General features: G+C 57.3%; 19 protein-coding genes. 17 read left to right on the forward strand and 2 right to left on the reverse strand.

What is annotated here, in order from left to right; genetic code table 11:
- Positions 1–99: 99 nt before the first annotated feature.
- From tsf to D3871_RS18515, 15 genes are all read left to right on the forward strand, one after another.
- Entirely contained in the window at positions 100–981 is an 882-nt protein-coding gene (tsf, locus tag D3871_RS18445) for a translation elongation factor Ts (RefSeq protein ID WP_119770545.1), read from the forward strand.
- A gap of 283 nt (positions 982–1264) precedes the next feature.
- The gene (gene pyrH, locus D3871_RS18450; RefSeq protein ID WP_119770546.1) at positions 1265–1981 is read left to right on the forward strand and encodes a UMP kinase; all 717 of its coding nucleotides are present in this window, start codon (positions 1265–1267) and stop codon (positions 1979–1981) included.
- 42 nt (positions 1982–2023) lie between these two features.
- Positions 2024–2584 carry a ribosome recycling factor gene (gene frr / locus D3871_RS18455; protein WP_119770547.1) on the forward strand — a complete coding sequence of 187 codons (561 nt, stop codon included), beginning with the start codon at positions 2024–2026 and terminating at the stop codon, positions 2582–2584.
- Between the two features lie 199 nt (positions 2585–2783).
- Positions 2784–3542 carry a polyprenyl diphosphate synthase gene (gene uppS, locus D3871_RS18460; protein WP_119770548.1) on the forward strand — a complete coding sequence of 253 codons (759 nt, stop codon included), beginning with the start codon at positions 2784–2786 and terminating at the stop codon, positions 3540–3542.
- The gene (locus tag D3871_RS18465) at positions 3542–4360 is read left to right on the forward strand and encodes a phosphatidate cytidylyltransferase (protein WP_119770549.1); all 819 of its coding nucleotides are present in this window, start codon (positions 3542–3544) and stop codon (positions 4358–4360) included. The genes uppS and D3871_RS18465 overlap by 1 nt, the downstream gene beginning before the upstream one ends.
- A 20-nt stretch (positions 4361–4380) precedes the next feature.
- Positions 4381–5550: a 1-deoxy-D-xylulose-5-phosphate reductoisomerase gene (gene ispC / locus D3871_RS18470; RefSeq protein ID WP_119770550.1), complete on the forward strand. Its 1170-nt coding sequence runs from the start codon at positions 4381–4383 to the stop codon at positions 5548–5550.
- A 10-nt stretch (positions 5551–5560) separates the two neighbouring features.
- A complete protein-coding gene (rseP, locus tag D3871_RS18475; protein ID WP_119770551.1) occupies positions 5561–6931 on the forward strand; it encodes an RIP metalloprotease RseP in 1371 nt (456 codons plus the stop codon).
- A 57-nt stretch (positions 6932–6988) separates the two neighbouring features.
- Positions 6989–9328, forward strand: a complete 2340-nt coding sequence (gene bamA / locus D3871_RS18480; protein WP_119770552.1) for an outer membrane protein assembly factor BamA — start codon at positions 6989–6991, stop codon at positions 9326–9328.
- 37 nt (positions 9329–9365) lie between these two features.
- Positions 9366–9893 carry an OmpH/Skp family outer membrane protein gene (locus D3871_RS18485; RefSeq protein WP_119770553.1) on the forward strand — a complete coding sequence of 176 codons (528 nt, stop codon included), beginning with the start codon at positions 9366–9368 and terminating at the stop codon, positions 9891–9893.
- A gap of 156 nt (positions 9894–10049) precedes the next feature.
- On the forward strand, positions 10050–11099 hold the full coding sequence (lpxD, locus tag D3871_RS18490; protein WP_119770554.1) for a UDP-3-O-(3-hydroxymyristoyl)glucosamine N-acyltransferase: 1050 nt from the start codon (positions 10050–10052) through the stop codon (positions 11097–11099).
- Complete coding sequence (gene fabZ, locus D3871_RS18495; protein ID WP_119770555.1) at positions 11099–11566, forward strand: 3-hydroxyacyl-ACP dehydratase FabZ; 468 nt, start codon at positions 11099–11101, stop codon at positions 11564–11566. Before lpxD ends, fabZ begins: the two co-directional genes overlap by 1 nt.
- A 2-nt stretch (positions 11567–11568) precedes the next feature.
- A complete protein-coding gene (lpxA, locus tag D3871_RS18500; RefSeq protein WP_119770556.1) occupies positions 11569–12357 on the forward strand; it encodes an acyl-ACP--UDP-N-acetylglucosamine O-acyltransferase in 789 nt (262 codons plus the stop codon).
- 13 nt (positions 12358–12370) lie between these two features.
- Positions 12371–13507 (forward strand): lipid-A-disaccharide synthase, encoded by a 1137-nt coding sequence (gene lpxB / locus D3871_RS18505; protein WP_119770557.1) that lies wholly within the window; start codon positions 12371–12373, stop codon positions 13505–13507.
- The gene (gene rnhB / locus D3871_RS18510; RefSeq protein ID WP_119770558.1) at positions 13504–14124 is read left to right on the forward strand and encodes a ribonuclease HII; all 621 of its coding nucleotides are present in this window, start codon (positions 13504–13506) and stop codon (positions 14122–14124) included. The genes lpxB and rnhB overlap by 4 nt, the downstream gene beginning before the upstream one ends.
- A complete protein-coding gene (locus tag D3871_RS18515; protein ID WP_119770559.1) occupies positions 14125–14913 on the forward strand; it encodes a TrmH family RNA methyltransferase in 789 nt (262 codons plus the stop codon). It abuts the gene before it with no gap.
- A gap of 37 nt (positions 14914–14950) precedes the next feature.
- On the opposite strand, the gene D3871_RS18520 is transcribed toward D3871_RS18515, so the two are convergent.
- Entirely contained in the window at positions 14951–15322 is a 372-nt protein-coding gene (locus D3871_RS18520) for a hypothetical protein (RefSeq protein ID WP_119770560.1), read from the reverse strand.
- Between the two features lie 192 nt (positions 15323–15514).
- On the reverse strand, positions 15515–16363 hold the full coding sequence (gene ppsR / locus D3871_RS18525) for a posphoenolpyruvate synthetase regulatory kinase/phosphorylase PpsR (protein ID WP_119770561.1): 849 nt from the start codon (positions 16361–16363) through the stop codon (positions 15515–15517).
- Between the two features lie 175 nt (positions 16364–16538).
- On the opposite strand from ppsR, the gene ppsA reads away from it, so the two are divergent.
- On the forward strand, positions 16539–18965 hold the full coding sequence (ppsA, locus tag D3871_RS18530) for a phosphoenolpyruvate synthase (protein ID WP_119770562.1): 2427 nt from the start codon (positions 16539–16541) through the stop codon (positions 18963–18965).
- A 282-nt stretch (positions 18966–19247) separates the two neighbouring features.
- Positions 19248–19694: an NfeD family protein gene (locus tag D3871_RS18535; RefSeq protein ID WP_119770563.1), complete on the forward strand. Its 447-nt coding sequence runs from the start codon at positions 19248–19250 to the stop codon at positions 19692–19694.
- Positions 19695–19702: the final 8 nt, after the last annotated feature.

The raw sequence follows: 19702 nt of genomic DNA on the forward strand, positions 1-19702 counted from the left end.
GAAAAAGGGGCGACTTTGTTGGCCCCTTTTTTGTACCCTCCCTGAACGTATTGTGATTGAACGCGTCGCATAGACGCTTATTGAATTGAGGAGAATGACATGGCGGCAATTACCGCAGCGATGGTTGGCGAACTGCGCGCAAAGACAGATGCGCCGATGATGGAATGCAAGAAAGCATTGACTGAAGCTGAAGGCGATCTGGCCCGTGCGGAAGAAATCCTGCGCGTCAAGCTGGGCAGCAAGGCATCCAAGGCAGCATCCCGCATCACGGCCGAAGGCGTCGTCGCCGCATATATTTCCGGTGGCGTTGGCGCGCTGGTGGAAGTGAACTGCGAAACCGACTTCGTGACCAAGAACGATGACTTTCTCGCACTGGCAAACGCAACGGCCAAACTGGTCGCGGAAAACAATCCGGCCGACGTAGCAGCGCTCTCCGCACTGCCGTTCGAAGGAAAGACGCTGGAAGAAGTGCGCGCCGCATTGGTCGGCAAGATCGGTGAAAACATGTCGATCCGCCGTTTCAAGCGCTATGAAACAGGCGGCAAGCTGACTTCTTATCTGCATGGCACCCGTATCGGTGTAATGGTCGAGTTCGATGGCGGTGAAGAGCAAGTCGGCAAGGATGTCGCAATGCACATCGCCGCGATGAAACCGGTCGCCCTGTCGTCGAATGACGTGCCGGCCGATCTGATCGAAAAAGAGCGTTCGATTGCTACCCAGAAGGCAGCCGAGTCCGGCAAGCCGGCCGACATCGTCGCCAAGATGGTTGAGGGCACCGTTCAGAAATACCTGAAGGAAGTTTCCCTGTTCAACCAGCCGTTCGTCAAGAACGACAAGCAGACTGTTGAGCAGATGCTCAAGACCGCCAATACCACCGTGAAATCTTTCACGATGTTCGTGGTCGGCGAAGGTATCGAAAAGAAACAGGATGACTTTGCCGCTGAAGTCGCAGCGCAAGTCGCTGCAGCCAAGCAGGCGTAATAAAAAAGCGGGCCGGAAGGCCCGTTTTTCTAGGTGAGCCGATATCATATTGGTCACCAGCCATCGTGCGGCTACACGTCATTGGTGTCTGGCAGTGACTTGGCTTTCATCCGGGAAATAACCGGATGTAGTGCCAAATTGCATTGCCATACGCTTGATGATCCGGCCATACCCCGGCTTTCCCGGATTTCATCCAGTCTTCAGCCTGTAAGGGCTTTCGAGATAGTGGAACGGGAGGACCAGAATCCATTTTGAATCGGACAATTATTAGGAGTCCAAGCCCATGACAAAACCAGCGTACAAGCGCGTCCTCCTCAAACTCTCAGGTGAAGCGTTAATGGGCGATGATGCCTATGGTATCAATCGCGCGACCATCGAGCGTATGGTGGCGGATGTGGCAGAAGTCGCGAAGCTGGGCGTGGAGTTGGCAATCGTGATTGGCGGAGGAAACATCTTCCGTGGAGTAGCGCCCGGCGCACAAGGGATGGACCGCGCCACTGCCGACTACATGGGCATGCTGGCAACCGTGATGAACTCCCTTGCGCTTGCCGACGCGATGCGCCAGGCGGGAATCACCGCGCGGGTCATGTCCGCGATCGCCATCGAACAGGTGGTTGAGCCGTACGTCCGCCCAAAGGCGCTGCAATATCTGGAAGAAGGCAAAATCGTCGTATTCGCGGCCGGCACCGGGAATCCGTTCTTTACTACCGATACCGCCGCCGCCCTGCGCGGCTCGGAAATCGGCGCGGAGATCGTGCTGAAAGCCACGAAAGTGGACGGCGTGTACAGTGCGGATCCGAACAAGGACCGCAATGCGACACGCTATTCGACGATCACCTTTGACGAAGCGATTGCCAAACATTTGCAAGTCATGGATGCCACGGCGTTCGCGTTGTGCCGCGACCAGAAATTGCCGATCAAGGTTTTTTCCATCGTCAAGCCGGGAGCCCTGAAAAACGTGATCATGGGCGAGGATGAAGGCACGTTGGTTCACGTATAAAGCAAGTCCTACTCGTTGAAACTGGTAACTGAGGAGAGCAGCATGACAGTCGTTGACGTCAAAAAGAACGCCGAACAAAAAATGCAAAAGTCGATCGACACGCTGAAGGCCGATCTTGCAAAAGTACGTACCGGCCGCGCGCATGTCGGTATTCTCGACCATGTGCAGGTCGATTATTACGGCACCCCGACCCAGATCAGTCAGGTCGCGAACGTGACCTTGATCGATGCCCGCACGATCGGCGTGCAGCCCTGGGAAAAGAAAATGGTCGCCGTGGTCGAAAAAGCAATTCGCGAATCCGATCTGGGACTCAACCCGTCCACGCAGGGCGACATGATTCGTGTGCCGACCCCACCGCTTACCGAAGAGCGCCGCAAGGAAATCGTCAAGCTGGTCAAAGGCGAAGGCGAAGATGCCAAGGTCGCGATCCGCAACATTCGGCGCGATGCGAACGAAGCCTTGAAGAAGCTGCTGAAAGATAAGGCGTGCTCGGAAGACGATGAGCGTCGTGCGCAAGATGATGTGCAAAAATTGACCGACAAGTTTGTCGCTGAAGTTGATAAACTGATCACGGAAAAAGAAAAAGAGCTGTTGACCGTGTAAGTGCAGGGAGCTCAACAGTCGCAAGACCCTCAATGCATTGCTTACTAGAAAATGCGTTGAGGGAAAGTGATGGCGACGCGCTTGGACATTGCCATTTAGCAAGGTGCGCTTTACGTGACGGTGTATAGTCGGATCAAATCGGCATAGCCGATAGACGAACCCACCGCCACGACAACCCTTTTTTCGCTTAAGCCCTCACATGACCTATCTGAGCTCAACTCAAGCGGTACCCGACATTCCCGCCGTTCCGCGTCACGTCGCCATCATCATGGACGGCAATGGCCGCTGGGCCACCAGGCGTTTCATGCCGCGCGTTGCCGGCCATGCCAAAGGCGTCGAAGCGGTACGCGCGACGGTGGAAGCCTGCGTCGAACGCGGTATCGAATACCTGACCTTGTTCGCATTCAGCTCGGAAAACTGGCGCCGTCCTGCGGAAGAAGTGTCGCTGCTCATGCGTCTGTTCGTCATGGCGCTGGAACGCGAAGTCGCCAAGATGCACGCCAACGAAATCCGCCTCAAAGTTGTGGGCGATCTGAGCCGTTTCGATGACAAGTTGCGCCGCCTCATCGCGAGCGCCGAACGTCGCACTGCAAACAATTCCCGACTGACAGTAACAGTGTGCGCCAATTACGGCGGACGCTGGGACATCATGCAGGCGATCAGCAAAATGGTCGTGCATCACCCGAATGCTTCCGATTTCTCGGAAGATCAGCTCGCCCCTCACCTTGCGATGGCCTATGCGCCGGAACCTGACCTGTTTATCCGGACCGGGGGCGAAGAGCGGATCTCGAATTTCCTGCTCTGGCAGCTTGCCTACACCGAATTCTATTTCACAGAGACTTATTGGCCGGACTTTGACGCCAACGCCCTCGACCGCGCAATCGAATCCTATCAACAGCGCGAACGCCGGTTTGGCCGCACCAGCGCGCAAGTGACCGAGCAGAAAAAGGCGTCCTGATGCTGAAGACGCGCGTCATCACGGCGTTGGTATTACTGGCGTTGCTGTTATCGGTACTGTTTTCCAAGTCGTTCACTTTCTTCGCTGCTGTTGCCGCCGCCTTCTTTGCGGCTGCTGCGTGGGAAAGTTTTCGGCTGTTTCAGGTTCGTCAAGCCATCGTCGGCGCATTGATCTGGACTGGCGCCTTTCTCTACCTTCTATACAAGGGAGATGCCGCTTCCACTCGGCTGCTTCTCATGCTCTGCGTCGCGATCTGGGCGATACGCCTGACGCCGGCGCTGAAGCTGGGCCTGCCGCCGCTCGAAGGAATGGGCAACCGTTTGCTGAACGGAATTTACGGAATTGCGCTTCTGGGCTGCTTTGTCGCGATTGCCGCACTCTTTCAGCGCTCTGCGCTTTACCTGCTGTCGATAATGGCCATTGTGTGGATCGCCGATATTGGGGCTTACTTTTCCGGCAAGGCGATCGGCAAGCGCAAGCTGGCACCGTCGATTTCTCCCGGAAAATCCTGGGAAGGCGCAATCGGTGGCTGGCTAGCAGTGTTAATTGTCGCCGGATTGTCGACCCTGCATCCGATCCTTGCAAACACGTTTGCACCGGAGGTGCTCATGCGCTGGGGCTGGGGTGGCTTCTTCCTGGTCATGACGGTAATGGTCGCGGCCAGTATCGTGGGCGACTTGTTCGAGTCGCAGTTGAAGCGCCGGGCGGGAATGAAGGACAGCAGCAACCTGCTGCCCGGCCATGGCGGGGTATTGGACCGGATTGATGCATTGATACCGACTTTGCCGCTTGCAGCGCTGTTCGGTACATGGTTTTGAAAATGCGAAGGTAAGGCAGCATGCAGCGAATTACGATACTTGGCGCCACCGGATCCATCGGCGCTTCCACCCTTGACGTCATTGCGCGCCATCCGGAACGCTACCGTGTGCATGCATTGACCGCTCACCAGCGCGTCGAGGAACTGGCCGCGCAGTGCGCACAGTTTCAGCCCGATGTGGCGGTCGTCGGTTCGGCAGAGGCGGCCGCGCGCCTTGATGCTCTGCTGAAGGAGCGGCGGCTGGCAACGTCGGTGGAATATGGCGAAGCGGCGTTGTGCAAGGTGGCCAGTGGTGCCGATTGCGACGTCGTAATGGCCGCGATCGTGGGCGCTGCGGGTTTGGCTCCAACGCTTGCGGCCGCAAAGGCCGGCAAAAAAGTGCTTCTTGCAAACAAGGAAGCCCTGGTCATGTCGGGCCGCCTGTTTATGGAAGCAATCGCAGCCAGCGGCGCAACCCTGTTGCCCATAGACAGCGAGCACAATGCGATTTTCCAATGTCTTCCGCACGCCTACGGCCGCATCCCGGCCGAGCATGGCATCGCCAAGATTCTTTTGACCGCCTCCGGCGGACCATTCCTGCACCGTGAGGTGGAGACCTTGGAAAATGTGACGCCGGAAGAAGCGGTTGCCCATCCAAACTGGGTCATGGGCCGCAAGATTTCGGTTGATTCGGCCACCATGATGAACAAGGGGCTGGAGGTGATCGAAGCGCACTGGTTGTTCGGGGCGCAGGCCAGCCAGATCGAAGTGGTCATTCATCCACAGAGCGTCATTCACTCCATGGTGTCCTACGTCGACGGCTCCGTGCTCGCCCAGTTGGGCAATCCCGACATGCGCACACCCATCGCGCATGCGCTCGCCTATCCCGAACGCATCGCCTCCGGCGTAGGCCCGGTCGATCTCGTCCGGATTGGCCAGCTGGCATTCCACCACCCGGACTTCAACCGCTTTCCCTGCCTGCGCCTGGCGTATGAGGCCTTGTTGGCCGGTGGCACGGCCCCGGCTATACTGAATGCGGCAAACGAGGTCGCAGTCCAGGCGTTTCTGGAGCGCAAAATCGGTTTCCGCGCGATTGACCGCGTGATTGAACGCGTCATGGAAAAGCTGCCCCATGGCGATATGTCGGATATCGGTGCGTTGCTGGAACAAGACCGCCGTGCGCGCGAGGCAGCCCAGTCCTTCATTCAATAGGTAGTCCGCCATGAGTTTCCTGCAAACCGTGATCGCATTCCTCGTAGCGCTTGCCGTCCTGGTTGTTGTCCACGAACTCGGACACTATTGGGTAGCCCGCTGGTGCGGGGTCAAGGTCCTGCGTTTTTCCGTCGGCATGGGCAAGATCGTCTGGTCCCGCCGTTACGGACCGGATCAGACCGAATGGGCGATCTCCATGTTGCCGTTCGGCGGCTACGTCAAGATGCTGGATGCACGCGAACAGGATGTCACCACCCTTCCGCCCGAAGAGTTGCGGCGCGAGTTTACCCGCCAGTCGGTGTGGAAACGGATTGCCATCGTCGCCGCCGGTCCTCTAGCCAATTTTCTGCTCGCCATCGCGGTTTTCGCAGGCTTGTATTGCTATGGAATCCCCGAGCCGGCGACCCGGATTCGCGCCATGCCGGAGGCCAGTGTGGCTTATCAGGCCGGCTTGCGCGGCGGCGATCTGATTACCGCGGTAAATGGCGAGCCGGTGCGCGCCTGGTCGGACCTGCGCTGGAAACTCACCGAGCTGGCGGTGGACAAGGCGCCAGCTCGGCTCGACATCCAGCGGCCGAATCCTGCTGTGGCCGGCGGCACTTTCGTCGAAACGGTCACTGTGAGTTTGAGCGGGCTCGTTGCCGAAGATCTCGAAACCGATTTCCTGGTAAAACTGGGAATCGATCTGGCGCGACCAAAGGCGGTTCTCGGAAAGATCATGCCGGATGGCCCGGCGATGAAAGCAGGCCTGCGTGAAGGCGACGTGATCCACAGCGTCGGAGACAAGCAGGTAAGCGACGGCTTGGCATTTGTCGAACTGGTTCGCGGCTCAGCCGGCAAGCCATTGCAGATTCGCGGCGTGCATGCCGACGGCAAAGCTTTCAATATAGCCGTCACCCCCGAAACTTATGCAAAAGACAACCAATCGATCGGCCGTATCAAGGCCGAGGTTCCGCTTGCTCCTGAAATGGTGACCACCAGCGATGCGCCATTGCCCGCGGTAGGCAAGGCGATCGTTAAGACTTGGGACACCAGCGTACTAACCCTCAAAATGCTTGGTAAAATGCTCATCGGTGAGGTTTCCTGGAAGAACATCACAGGACCGATCACCATTGCCGATTACGCCGGGCAAACCGCACGCATAGGCATCATCAGCTATCTCACATTCATTGCGTTCATCAGCATTAGCCTGGGCGTTATGAACCTGCTCCCCATCCCGGTTTTAGACGGGGGGCTTTTACTGTATTATTCGCTGGAACTTTTGACCGGCCGGGCGCTTCCCGAGCGGTTCGGAGAAATTGCCCAGCGTGCAGGAGTGGGCATATTGATGACGTTGATGGCTGTGGCCGTCTTTAACGACATCGTACGGCTCATGTCCTGAGTTCCGGTCAGTCTGCCTGTGGGGCGGCGCGCCGGGACATTGAAAACAAAGTAACCGATGAAATTACAATCCGAGCGTCTTTCCCCGTCCCTCTTTCCTCACCGCCTGATCGCCATTGCCGCCTTTGCCCTTTGTACCGGGCATGCGCTGGCCGTTAATCCGTTTACCGTAAAAGATATCCGTGTGGAAGGCATTCAGCGCACGGAAGCGGGCACGGTATTCAGCTACCTGCCGGTGCGCGTAGGCGAAACATACAATGACGAAAAAGGTGCGGCCGCCATCAAGGCGCTCTACGCAACCGGCTTCTTCAAGGATGTGCGGATCGAGGTCGAGGGCGACGTCCTGGTCGTGATGGTGGAAGAGCGCCCGGCGATTGCCGCGGTCGAATTTTCCGGTACCAAGGAATTTGAAAAGGACGCCCTGACAAAGGCCCTGAAGGATATCGGCCTAGGCGAATCCCGTATTTACGACAAGGCGCTGGTTGACCGTGCCGAACAGGAATTGAAGCGGCAATATCTGTCGCGCGGCCTGTATGGCGTGCAGATCACGACCACCGTCACGCCGATCGAACGTAATCGCGTCAACGTCAGCTTCGCCGTCGATGAGGGCGAAGTATCGCGTATCAAGCAGATCAATATCATCGGCAACAAGGCCTTCCCGGAAAAGGAATTGCTCGCCTTGCTTAACCTGCGGACACCGGGTTGGTTCACCTGGTACACCAAGGCCGACCAGTACTCCAAGCAAAAGCTCACCGGCGATATTGAATCGCTGCGCTCGTTCTATCTGAATCGCGGCTACCTCGAAATGCAGGTCGAGTCGACCCAGGTGTCGATTACGCCGGACAAGAAAGATATCTACATCACCGTCAACATTAGCGAAGGCGAAAAGTACACGGTATCCGGCGTCAAGCTGGAAGGCGAGATGTTCGGGCGCGAAGAAGAGCTCAAATCGCTGGTTCAGCTGAAAAGCGGCGATGTCTATTCCGGCGAAAAGCTGGCTGACAGCGTCAAGAAGATTTCCGAGCGTCTCGGCAACTTCGGCTATGCATTCGCCAACGTCAATGCCAATCCCGAAATCAACCGTGAAAAGCGCGAAGTCAACTTTACCGTATTGATCGATCCCGGCAAGCGTGTCTATGTGCGCCGGATCAACGTCGCGGGCAACACCAAGACGCGTGACGAAGTGGTGCGCCGTGAATTCCGCCAGTTTGAAAACTCCTGGTATGACGGCGAAAAGATCCGCCTATCGCGCGACCGCGTGGACCGTCTCGGCTATTTCCGTGAAGTCAGTATCGACACGCCGGAAGTGCCAGGCACGACCGATCAGGTCGACGTCAACATGACCGTCGCGGAAAAACCGACCGGTAACATCCTGCTCGGCGCCGGTTTCTCCAGCAGCGAAAAAGTGATGCTGACCGGCTCGATCCAGCAAGCCAATGCTTTCGGTAGCGGCAATACGCTCGGCATTGACGTCAATACAAGCCGCCGCAACCGCACCATTGCCGTCTCCACTACCGCGCCGTACTTTACCGATGATGGCGTAAGCCGCAGCTATGAAGTCTTCCTGCGCACCACGCGCCCGCCGGAAGTCAATACCGGTGACTACGTGGTGAAGACCACGGGTGCGAATGTCAAGTTCGGTGTGCCGTTCTCCGAAGTTGACACCGTATTCTTTGGCGCCGGTGTCGAACGCACTCAGGTGCAGACCTATACGGGCGTGCCTGGCTTCAATGACAGCCCTGAGCTGTACAAGCGCTATGTGACCGACTTCGGTAACGGTACCGATGCAACCACGACCAGCTTCCCGCTGACCGCCGCATGGCAGCGCGACAGCCGTGACAGTGCGCTGGTGCCGACCGTCGGCCGTTATCAGCGTGTCAATTTTGAAGTCGCACCAGCCGGCAGCCTGCAGTATTACCGTGCGGTGTATCAGCACCAGTACTTCACTCCGCTGTTCCGCGCAGTCACCCTGGCACTTAACGGCGAAATCGATTATGGGCGCGGACTGGGCGGAAAGCGCTATCCGATTTTCAAGAACTTTTACGCGGGCGGTATCGGTTCGGTCCGGGGATATGAAGGATCGTCCCTTGGCCCACGCGCTGCAAACGGCGACCCCCTGGGCGGCACCTCGCGTATTATCGCCAATGCCGAACTCCAGTTCCCGTTCCCGGGTTCCGGCAATGACCGGACATTGCGCTGGTTTACCTTCTTTGATGCCGGCAACGTGTATGCCGAAGGCGCCAAGTTCGATGTGTCGGACTTGCGTTATGCGGTTGGCGCTGGCATCAGCTGGGTATCGCCCATCGGCCCGTTGAAGCTGAGCTATGGCGTTCCCATCAAATCCAAGGCCGGCGACCGGAAGCAGAACTTCCAGTTTCAGCTCGGGACCGGCTTCTAACGGGCCAATGGCATAATAGTAATTTGAATTGCGGAGAATGACCTTGAAGTTTCCTAGTACAAAATCGGCACAGATCAAGTGCATGGCTCTGCTTGCAGCGTTGATGCTGCCGCTGGCAGGTGCACAAGCGCAGGATTCACGCGTCGGCTTCGTCAGCACGGAACGGATCTTCCGCGAAGCAGCGCCGGCAAAAGCCGCACAAGCCAAGATCGAACAAGAATTTTCTCGCCGCGAGAAGGAATTGCAGGAGATGGCGGCACGCCTGAAATCCATGTCGGACCGCCTGGACAAGGATGCAGCCATTCTGGCGGAACCGGATCGCATCAAGCGTCAGCGCGATCTGGCCGACCTCGACAAGGATTTCCAGCGCAAGCAGCGGGAATTTCGCGAAGACCTGAACCAGCGTCGTAATGAAGAACTGGCGGTGGTACTGGAGCGCACGAACAAGGTGATCAAACAGATCGCCGAGGCCGAGAAATTCGACATCGTATTCCAGGAAGCGGTATATGCCAGCCCGCGTATCGACATCACCGACAAAGTGTTGAAGGCGCTCAACAGTAAATAAGATCGTCGCGCCATTGCAGCCGGCGCATTGCCCGGCATGGGCGCGGCGCGTTGGTCACTGTGCCGGCGCAAGCGCCGACCGGTGGCAGGGTGCTCCTGCCGCCAGTGTCGTTTCCGAACGCACTACACTAGATCCAATATCTGAAGAGGGGCCAGCATGAGCAATCGACTGGGACAATTGGTCGAACGCCTCGGAGGCCAGTTACATGGCGATCCCGAGATCGAAGTGTCAGGGATTGCACCGCTGGATGCCGCAACGGCGTCGCATATCACGTTTCTGTCGAATCCCAAGCTGCGTGCCCTCGCTGCGCAAACGCAGGCCGCCGCCCTGATTCTTTCCTCCGACGACGATGCTGTGATCAGCGCGACCTACGACGGCGCACGCATCGTGACGAACAATCCTTACGCCTATTTTGCGCGGGTAGCACAGCTGTTCGCCGAGCAGCAGGCGATACCGCCGGTACACGGTATACATCCGACCGCCAGTGTGCATCCCGACGCGCAAATAGCGCCGGATGCCAGCATCGGCCCACAGGTGACCATTGAGGCAGATGCCATCGTGGCATCGGGTGCGGTGATCGATGCTGGCTGCTTTGTCGGTCGTAATGCACGCGTGGGTGAGGGAACGCACTTTTTCGCGAACGTCAGCTTTCAAGCCGGTTGTGAAATCGGACGGCGCGGCATCATTCATTCCGGTGCTGTCATCGGCGCGGATGGTTTCGGATTCGCCAAAGAAAACGGTGCCTGGGTAAAAATTCCTCAGACGGGGAGGGTGGTGATCGGCGACGACGTCGAAATCGGCGCCAATACCACGATCGACCGGGGCGCATTAGCCGATACCGTGATCGAAGACGACGTCAAGCTCGATAACCAGATCCAGATCGGACACAATTGCCACATCGGGGCGCACACCGCGATGGCCGGCTGCGTCGGCGTCGCCGGGAGCGCGAAAATCGGCAAGAATTGCACCTTCGGCGGCGCGGCGATGATTCTCGGTCACCTTACCATCGTGGATAACGTGCACATTTCGTCCGCCAGCATGGTATCGCGCTCGATCCTGGAGCCGGGCCAGTACACTGGGTTCTATCCGCTGGCAAAAAATGCGGATTGGGAAAAATCGGCCGCCATCGTCCGCAATCTGGGGTCGATGCGTGAGAAAATTCGCGAGCTCGAAAAAACGATCAAACTGCTCACTGAAAAAAAGTAATGAAAACGCTCGACATCAATCAGATCAAACAATATCTCCCGCACCGTTATCCTTTGCTTCTGGTGGACCGTGTGCTGGATTGGGAATCCGGCAAGTCGATCACGGCCATCAAGAACGTTACCGTCAACGAGGAATTTTTCAACGGACATTTCCCGCACAAGCCGGTCATGCCGGGCGTTCTCATGATCGAGGCGCTTGCCCAGACGGCGGCCTTGCTGTCGTTTTTGACCATGGGACAGAAACCCGACGAGAACAGCGTGGTCTATTTTGTCGGTATCGATGGCGCGCGCTTCAAGCGTCCGGTCGAGCCGGGCGACCAGCTCAAAATGCAAGTCGAGATTCTGCGCACGGCGCGCGGAATCTGGAAATACAAGGCACAGGCAACGGTCGATGGCAATGTGGCCGTGGAAGCTGAACTGATGTGCACCATGCGCAGTGCCACCGACGCGAGCCAGCCAGCGGGGTAGTAATGACAAAAATCCATCCAACCGCAATCATCGATGCGAAGGCGGAACTGGACGATGCGGTCGAGATTGGCGCATATTCCATCATCGGACCGAACGTCAAGATTGGGGCTCGGACCAAGGTGGGTCCGCACGTCGTCATCGACGGTCACACGACGATTGGCGCGGATAACCAATTCTTCCAGTTTTCGTCGATCGGCGCACCGCCACAGGACAAAAAGTACGCGGGCGAGCCGACTCGCCTGGAGATCGGCGACCGCAATACCATTCGGGAGTTCTGCACGTTCAACCTGGGCACCGCGCAGGATGAAGGCCTGACCTCGCTCGGCAACGACAACCTGATGCTTGCCTATGTGCATCTGGCGCATGATTGCCGGGTCGGCAACAACACGGTCTTTTCCAATAATGCGTCGCTTGCCGGCCATGTGCATGTCGGCGACTGGGTGATCATGAGTGGATTCGCCGCCGTACACCAGTTTTGCAAGATCGGCGAGCATGCTTTCGTCGGCATGAATACCAGCCTTACGCAAGATGTGCCGCCCTATGTGCTGCTATCGGGCAACCCCGCCCAACCGCATGGAATCAATATCGAAGGCTTGAAGCGCCGCGGCTTTACGCGTGAACAGATCGGCGATTTGCGCAATGCCTACAAGCTTATCTACAAGTCCGGCTTGACGCTGGAAGAAGCGAAAGCGGCGCTGGCCGCCGCCGAAGCTGAATCGACGGCTTCGGTCGACCAATTGCGCTTGATGCGCGAATTTCTTGACGGCAGCACCCGTGGCATCGTCCGCTAAGCCCTCGATCGCCATGGTGGCTGGCGAGACATCGGGCGATCTGCTGGCCAGCCGCTTGTTGTCCGGCTTGCGCCCGCAATTGCCGGAAGCGGATTTCCATGGCATCGGCGGCGCGCGCATGGCGGAATACGGCTTTCGCAGCGATTGGCCGATGGAAAAACTGTCGGTACGCGGCCTGTTTGAAGTGCTCGCGCATTACCGGGAAATAAAAGGAATCCAGAACGCCTTGCGCGACCGCTTGCTGGAAGAAAAGCCGGCAGCCTTCATCGGCGTCGATGCGCCGGATTTCAATTTCGGGCTGGAAGCCCAGCTCAAGCAGGCCGGTATTCCCACCATGCACTTCATCAGCCCATCGATATGGGCATGGCGCGGCGGGCGCATCAAGAAGATTGCGCGTGCGGTATCGCATATGCTGGTCGTCTTTCCGTTTGAAGAAGAAATTTATCGCCGGGCTGGCATTCCGGTCAGCTATGTCGGCTATCCGCTGGCCGAAGTGATTCCCATGGAACCTGATGTATTGGCGGCGCGGGCGGAATTGCAGCTGCCGGCCAATGCGCGCGTGGTCGCCATCCTTCCGGGAAGCCGGATGTCCGAGCTCAAGTACAACAGCGTCGCTTTCATCGAAGCGGCCCGTGTGCTGATGCAGCAGGATGCATCGATACGTTTTGTCGTACCGATGGCCGGTGCGAAACAGCAAGCCTACTTTTCCGAACTGCTTACCAATGCCGGCCTCGGCGATGTGCCGCTGCAAGTCGTGTCCGGTAAATCGCATACCGTGATCGCGGCGGCCGACGCGGTGCTGGTGGCTTCGGGTACAGCAACGCTGGAAGTTGCGTTGTTTAAAAAGCCGATGGTCATCGGTTACAAAATGATGCGCGCATCTTGGGAAATCCTTCGCCACATGGGTTATCAGCCCTGGGTGGGTTTGCCGAATATCCTGGCGCGTGAGTTCCTCGTGCCTGAACTGCTGCAAGATGCCGCAACGCCGGAAGCGCTTGCAAAAGCCTTGTCCGGACAGCTGAATGATGAGCCGCACCGCGAACGCTTGCATCAGCGTTTTACCGAAATGCATCACTTACTGTTGCGCGATACCGCCAAGGAAAGTGCAGACGCCGTATTGCGGCTCATCGGTCACAAGGCTGCGGCATGAAACGAGACAATCCCAGCCTTGCCCTGTTCGACCATGCAAATGAAATCGTATGCGGCGTCGACGAGGCCGGACGCGGGCCGCTCGCCGGCGCGGTTTACGCGGCAGCGGTCATCCTTGACCCGTCTCGGCCGGTCGATGGCTTGCGCGATTCCAAGAAACTCTCGGAAGCGCAGCGCGAGGTGCTTGCCGAAGAAATCAAATTGCACGCGCTGGCATGGTCGATCGCATTTTGTACCGAAGCGGAAATCGATCAATTCAACATCCTCCAAGCGTCAATGCTTGCGATGCGGCGTGCGGTCGAAGGTTTGAAAACAGTGCCCACACTGGCCCTGATCGACGGCAACCGTTGTCCGGTCATGCCGGTCCGCTCCGAAGCAATCATCAAGGGCGACGACAAGGTGCCGGCGATCTCTGCTGCATCCATTCTTGCAAAAACCGCGCGCGATGCTTCCTTGCTGCAATTGCATCAGCAGTATCCGGTATATGGGTTCGACCAGCACAAAGGCTATCCGACGGCCTTGCACCTGGAACGCCTGCGCCTGCATGGTCCTTCGCCGGTGCACAGAAGGAGTTATGCGCCGGTGCGCGCGGTCCTCGGCATGAAGGCAGGCGGTTAAATGAAATCAATTACATCCCGCGAGAATCCGGTGTTCAAGGAATTGAAGCTGCTGGCGACCAGTTCCCAGGCGCGACGCAAGGCAGCGCGTACCTTGCTGGATGGCGTACATCTTTGCCAGGTATATCTCGATCAAGTGGGGCTTCCGACATTGTGCGTTGTGGGCGAGGACTCACTTGCGCAGCAGGAGGTGTTGGCGATTGTCGAGCGGTGTGAAGCAGCCCGAGTGCAATGCCTGGTATTTCCTCAGCCGATGTATCAGATGTTGAGTCAGGTCGAGCACGGCGTCGGATTGCTGTTTGTGGTCGATACGCCGCGCGCCGAAATGCCGGGCCGGTTGTCGCGGTCGGCAGTATTGCTCGACAACCTGCAAGACCCGGGTAATCTCGGTTCCATTTTGCGAAGCGCCGCCGCTGCCGGCATCGAATATATATTCTGCAGCAAGGGTACGGCATTCGCATGGTCGCCAAAGGTATTGCGCGCCGGAATGGGAGCGCATTTTTCGCTCCACATCTTTGAAAATGTCGACTTGCAGAAATTGATCGATACCGCCGCCATACCGGTGCTGGCAACCAGTTCCCATGCAGAGCATCGGATTTACGATGTCGATCTCAGCGGTTCCGTGGCGTGGCTGTTCGGGCATGAAGGGCAGGGAGTAGCCGAAGAGTTGCTGGCGGCAGCCAGCCGACGGGTATCCATACCTCATCTCGGACCGGTCGAATCGTTGAATGTTGCTGCCAGTGCTGCGGTGTGTTTTTTTGAGCAGGTAAGACAAAAGACGGCACATTGATTCATGGCTCACGCCATCGGGTACACAGCCTTGTCGCTTATTCCGTGGTAACAGGTACTTGCCCGTGATCGGTGCATTCCTGATAAACCAATCCGGGCGCCACACAGCGTTCATCCGGATCCAGGGGCATGTCGCAATCTGGCGGACAGATCCGGTCGAACTGGTAGGTGCGGCCCTGTATTACCGCATATCTGTAAATTTGCGCGTCCCCATAGGTTCCTATCAGTTCCGCTACGCGCTCAGGTAGATAGAACCTGGGTTTTCCCGTGATTCCGGTTCCGCCACGACCATGCCGCACCAGACCCATGGCCTCGATGTCGGATTCGACACGGCCCAAACCTTCCTTCAGCGCCCAAAAGAAAAATAGCAAACCCACCCACAGGACGACTTCTATCAGTACCAGATCCATCACATCGCCTCTTCGACCCGTACTTTATTTATAGTCGACTCGTAAGCTTCGTGTAAGGTTCCCGGTCAAATTTAATGCGCGTTTTTGCTTGTTTCCATACAAAGCGAGGGTCGTCATCGCAAGGCATGACGACCCTCGCTTATGATTGCGTATGTCGCAAATCACATGCGCTCGCAGGAACTGCCCTGAACGCTAATACGCTCGCTTGTCCGACTTGATCTCCTGCAAAATCATCGTTGCAATTTCCTCGATGGATTTGGCGGTCGAGGACATCCAGCGTATGCCTTCGCGGCGCATCATCTTTTCCGCCTCGTTGACCTCATAGCGGCATTGTTCTAGGGCCGCATACTTGCTGCCAGGACGGCGCTCGTTCCGTACTTCGGTCAAACGATCGGGCGTGATCGACAGACCGAACAGTTTTTTCTTGTAGGGCGAAAGCCCACTGGGAAGCTTATTGCGCTCAAAATCCTCGGGAATCAGCGGGTAGTTGGCAGCCTTGACCCCATATTGCATCGCCAGATACAGGCTGGTCGGTGTCTTGCCGGAGCGGGATACACCTACGAGGATCACATCGGCTGCCGCCAGGTTCTGGTTGGATTGGCCATCGTCGTGGGCCAGCGAAAAGTTGATCGCTTCGATCCGGTTCTTGTATTCATCCGAATTGGCAATGTTATGGCTGCGGCCTATCGTGTGCGTGGATTTGATCCCCAGTTCCTGTTCCAGCGGTTCGACGAAGGTCTGGATCAGGTCCATGTGCATGCCTTTCGAGTGCCGCACCACGGACGACAGCTCAGCCTTCACCAAGGTCGAAAAGACGATGGGCCGCTTGCCGTCACGTTCGTAGGCTTGGTTGATCTCGCGCACTGCTTCGTAAGCCTTGTCCAGCGTATCGATGAAGGGGAGCCGGACTTCCTTGAAGCGCAACTCGAACTGGGTCAGGACCGAATGCCCGAAAGTCTCGGCAGTGATGCCGGTACCGTCCGACACGAAGAAGACCGTGCGGTCGGCGGGCGGTAAATGGTGGGCAGGCAAGTCTGGCATAATCGAATTGAATATAGATCAACGGTAAGTGAAAAATTGTATACGGCAGGATGCAGTTGCACGCTGTAAAATGACGATCAATTAATGACCAACATCGTGCCCACCAAGAATAACAAAAAGATCCGGGCGGCGAAGGCGCATATGCAGATTTCTTATCATCAAAACAGGTGTAGTTATGTCCAACGCAGTATCTATTGGGGCGACCCAGGGGGCTACATACGTAGCTTCATTTGAAAACCTGAGAATGACGGACGTCGAGTCCGTCGGCGGCAAGAACGCCTCGCTCGGCGAGATGATCAGCCAATTGGCTGGCGCAGGTGTGCGCGTGCCCGGTGGTTTTGCGACCACCGCGCAGGCATTTCGCGATTTCCTCGATCACAGCGTGAATGGCGGTGCCACGCTGGCGCAACGCATTGCCGATCGGCTGGCGTCGCTGAATGTGGACGATGTCCGCGCACTGGCCCAGGCCGGCGCCGAAATTCGTCAATGGATTATCGATACGCCGTTCCAGCCGCGTCTGGAACAGGAAATCCAGGAATTCTACAACCAGCTGGTCGCTGATTCATCAGCGGAAATGTCGTTCGCCGTCCGTTCGTCCGCAACGGCCGAAGACTTGCCGGATGCTTCGTTCGCAGGCCAGCAGGAAACCTTCCTTAACGTTGTTGGGCTCGACAATGTGCTTGAGGCAATGAAGCACGTTTTCGCATCGCTCTATAACGACCGTGCGATTTCCTATCGTGTTCACAAGGGCTTTACGCACGCGGAAGTGGCGTTGTCGGCAGGCGTCCAGCGCATGGTCCGTTCCGACGTCGGTGCGGCTGGCGTGATGTTTACTTTGGATACCGAATCCGGCTTCAAGGACGTCGTATTCATTACCTCCAGTTATGGTCTGGGCGAAACCGTGGTGCAGGGTGCGGTCAATCCGGACGAGTTTTACGTGCACAAGCCCATGCTTGAGCAGGGCAAATTGCCTATCATCCGTCGCAATATCGGTTCCAAGCTGATCAAGATGGAATTTACCGGTGAAGCCAAAGCTGGCCGTTCCGTGAAGACGGTGGACGTGCCGATCGAACTGCGCAATCGTTACTCGCTGACCGATCAGGAGATCGTCGAACTGGCCAAGTATGCGGTCATCATCGAAAAGCATTACGGCCATCCGATGGACATCGAATGGGGCAAGGACGGCCGCGACGGCAAGCTATACATCCTGCAGGCACGTCCGGAAACCGTGAAATCCCAGCAAAAGGCAACTGACGCGCAGCAACGCTTCAAGCTCAAGAGCAGCGGCACGGTGCTGGCATCGGGCCGTGCGATCGGCCAGAAGATCGGCGCCGGTCCGGTGCGCGTGATCCACGATCCATCCGAAATGGAACGCGTGCAGCCGGGCGACGTGCTGGTCGCCGACATGACCGATCCCAACTGGGAACCGGTGATGAAACGCGCATCCGCGATCGTCACCAACCGTGGCGGTCGTACCTGCCACGCGGCGATCATTGCGCGCGAACTTGGCGTGCCTGCGGTTGTGGGCTGCGGCAATGCGACCGACATGCTGAAAGATGGCACGCTGGTCACCGTGTCCTGCGCCGAAGGCGACGAGGGCCGAATTTATGATGGCTTGCTTGAAACCGAGATCACCGAAGTCTCGCGTGGCGAATTGCCCTCGCTGCCGCTGAAGATCATGATGAATGTGGGTAATCCGCAACTGGCGTTCGACTTCCAGTCGATTCCCAATGGCGGCGTCGGTCTCGCGCGCCTGGAATTCATTATCAACAACAACATCGGCGTGCATCCGAAAGCCATCCTCGAATATCCGGGAATCGATGCAGACCTGAAGAAAGCAGTCGAATCCGTTGCGCGCGGCCATGCATCGCCGAAGGCCTTCTATGTCGACAAGCTGGCCGAAGGCATAGCAACCATCGCTGCAGCGTTCTGGCCGAAGCCGGTCATCGTTCGTCTGTCCGACTTCAAGTCGAACGAGTACAAGAAGCTGATCGGCGGTTCGCGTTACGAGCCGGATGAAGAAAATCCAATGCTGGGATTCCGCGGTGCGGCACGCTATCTGGCGGAAGATTTTGCCGAATCGTTCCAGATGGAATGCGAAGCGATGAAGCGCGTGCGCAACGACATGGGCCTCACCAACGTCGAGATCATGGTGCCCTTCGTGCGCACCTTGGGACAGGCGGAAAAGGTCGTCAATTTGCTGGCCAAGAACGGCCTCAAGCGTGGCGAAAACGGCTTGCGCCTGATCATGATGTGCGAAGTGCCATCGAACGCGATTCTGGCGGACCGCTTCCTGGAATTCTTCGACGGTTTCTCGATCGGCTCCAACGATTTGACCCAGTTGACGCTTGGACTGGACCGTGATTCCGGCATGGAGTTGCTGGCGGCTGACTTCGATGAACGCGACGATGCGGTGCGTGCCTTGCTGTCGAAGGCGATTGCAGCATGTATCGCACAGGGCAAATACATCGGCATCTGCGGTCAGGGACCATCGGACCATCCGGACTTTGCCGAGTGGCTGATGAAGGAAGGAATCGCTTCGATATCCCTCAACCCCGATACGGTGGTCGATACTTGGCAGAAGCTTGCTTCCGCCAGCTGATCGCCCAGCCTGTTTGGTCGATTGACAAAATGCGGGCCGGTGGTCCGCATTTTGATCTGTCGCATTGTGTTGTTTGCAGGCGAAAGATGACGGTAAAAGCGGCCGAAAGCGTTCAAACAAGAAGGGTTTTCGATTAGACTTGAGCCAACTTGTGAACGTACAACGCCCCGTACAACAACCAACAAAAATAGCAGTACTTTGTTGTATTGCGCCCCTGTTGCCCTTATGGGCCACAGGGGCTTTTTGTTTGTACAATCGCTTTACGACTGAAAGGATGCTTGCATGACAGACTGGATGCTGTGGTTCGGCTTGGCGGGGGTACTGGTTGTCCTGGAAATGTTTACCGGCACCTTTTATCTGCTCATGATCGGTATCGGAATGGCTGCCGCCGGCCTTGCTTCGCTGGGAACGTCGAATCGCCCCGTGCAATTGCTGATCGCCGCCGCAATCGGAATCGCCGCCACCTATGCGCTGCGCAAAACCCGGTGGGGGCATATAGCACGCCGGGATGCGGCACGCGATCCGAATGTCAACCTCGATATCGGGCAAACCGTCCATGTCGATGCATGGTCCGGCAACGAAGGGGAGCCGAAAACTGCTCGCATCATGTACCGTGGCGCTTACTGGGACGCCGAACTGCAGGATGGTTCTGCAGCCCGGCCGGGTGCTTTCGTCATCAGGGAAATCCGTGGAAACCGGCTGATCCTTGCGCTCAGCCATTCACGATAACAACTAAA

Source organism: Noviherbaspirillum saxi (assembly GCF_003591035.1).
GTDB lineage: Bacteria > Pseudomonadota > Gammaproteobacteria > Burkholderiales > Burkholderiaceae_D > Noviherbaspirillum > Noviherbaspirillum saxi.

What these genes read in the sequence shown, in the direction of transcription:
- rseP (WP_119770551.1), top strand. Translation starts at nt 5,561, where the DNA reads ATGAGTTTCCTGCAAACCGTGATCGCATTCCTCGTAGCGCTTGCCGTC.
- D3871_RS18520 (WP_119770560.1), bottom strand. Translation starts at nt 15,322, where the DNA reads ATGGATCTGGTACTGATAGAAGTCGTCCTGTGGGTGGGTTTGCTATTT.
- frr (WP_119770547.1), top strand. Translation starts at nt 2,024, where the DNA reads ATGACAGTCGTTGACGTCAAAAAGAACGCCGAACAAAAAATGCAAAAG.
- bamA (WP_119770552.1), top strand. Translation starts at nt 6,989, where the DNA reads ATGAAATTACAATCCGAGCGTCTTTCCCCGTCCCTCTTTCCTCACCGC.
- D3871_RS18465 (WP_119770549.1), top strand. Translation starts at nt 3,542, where the DNA reads ATGCTGAAGACGCGCGTCATCACGGCGTTGGTATTACTGGCGTTGCTG.
- ppsR (WP_119770561.1), bottom strand. Translation starts at nt 16,363, where the DNA reads ATGCCAGACTTGCCTGCCCACCATTTACCGCCCGCCGACCGCACGGTC.
- D3871_RS18515 (WP_119770559.1), top strand. Translation starts at nt 14,125, where the DNA reads ATGAAATCAATTACATCCCGCGAGAATCCGGTGTTCAAGGAATTGAAG.
- lpxD (WP_119770554.1), top strand. Translation starts at nt 10,050, where the DNA reads ATGAGCAATCGACTGGGACAATTGGTCGAACGCCTCGGAGGCCAGTTA.
- D3871_RS18535 (WP_119770563.1), top strand. Translation starts at nt 19,248, where the DNA reads ATGACAGACTGGATGCTGTGGTTCGGCTTGGCGGGGGTACTGGTTGTC.
- ispC (WP_119770550.1), top strand. Translation starts at nt 4,381, where the DNA reads ATGCAGCGAATTACGATACTTGGCGCCACCGGATCCATCGGCGCTTCC.
- tsf (WP_119770545.1), top strand. Translation starts at nt 100, where the DNA reads ATGGCGGCAATTACCGCAGCGATGGTTGGCGAACTGCGCGCAAAGACA.
- D3871_RS18485 (WP_119770553.1), top strand. Translation starts at nt 9,366, where the DNA reads ATGACCTTGAAGTTTCCTAGTACAAAATCGGCACAGATCAAGTGCATG.
- ppsA (WP_119770562.1), top strand. Translation starts at nt 16,539, where the DNA reads ATGTCCAACGCAGTATCTATTGGGGCGACCCAGGGGGCTACATACGTA.
- rnhB (WP_119770558.1), top strand. Translation starts at nt 13,504, where the DNA reads ATGAAACGAGACAATCCCAGCCTTGCCCTGTTCGACCATGCAAATGAA.
- lpxA (WP_119770556.1), top strand. Translation starts at nt 11,569, where the DNA reads ATGACAAAAATCCATCCAACCGCAATCATCGATGCGAAGGCGGAACTG.
- pyrH (WP_119770546.1), top strand. Translation starts at nt 1,265, where the DNA reads ATGACAAAACCAGCGTACAAGCGCGTCCTCCTCAAACTCTCAGGTGAA.
- uppS (WP_119770548.1), top strand. Translation starts at nt 2,784, where the DNA reads ATGACCTATCTGAGCTCAACTCAAGCGGTACCCGACATTCCCGCCGTT.
- lpxB (WP_119770557.1), top strand. Translation starts at nt 12,371, where the DNA reads ATGGTGGCTGGCGAGACATCGGGCGATCTGCTGGCCAGCCGCTTGTTG.
- fabZ (WP_119770555.1), top strand. Translation starts at nt 11,099, where the DNA reads ATGAAAACGCTCGACATCAATCAGATCAAACAATATCTCCCGCACCGT.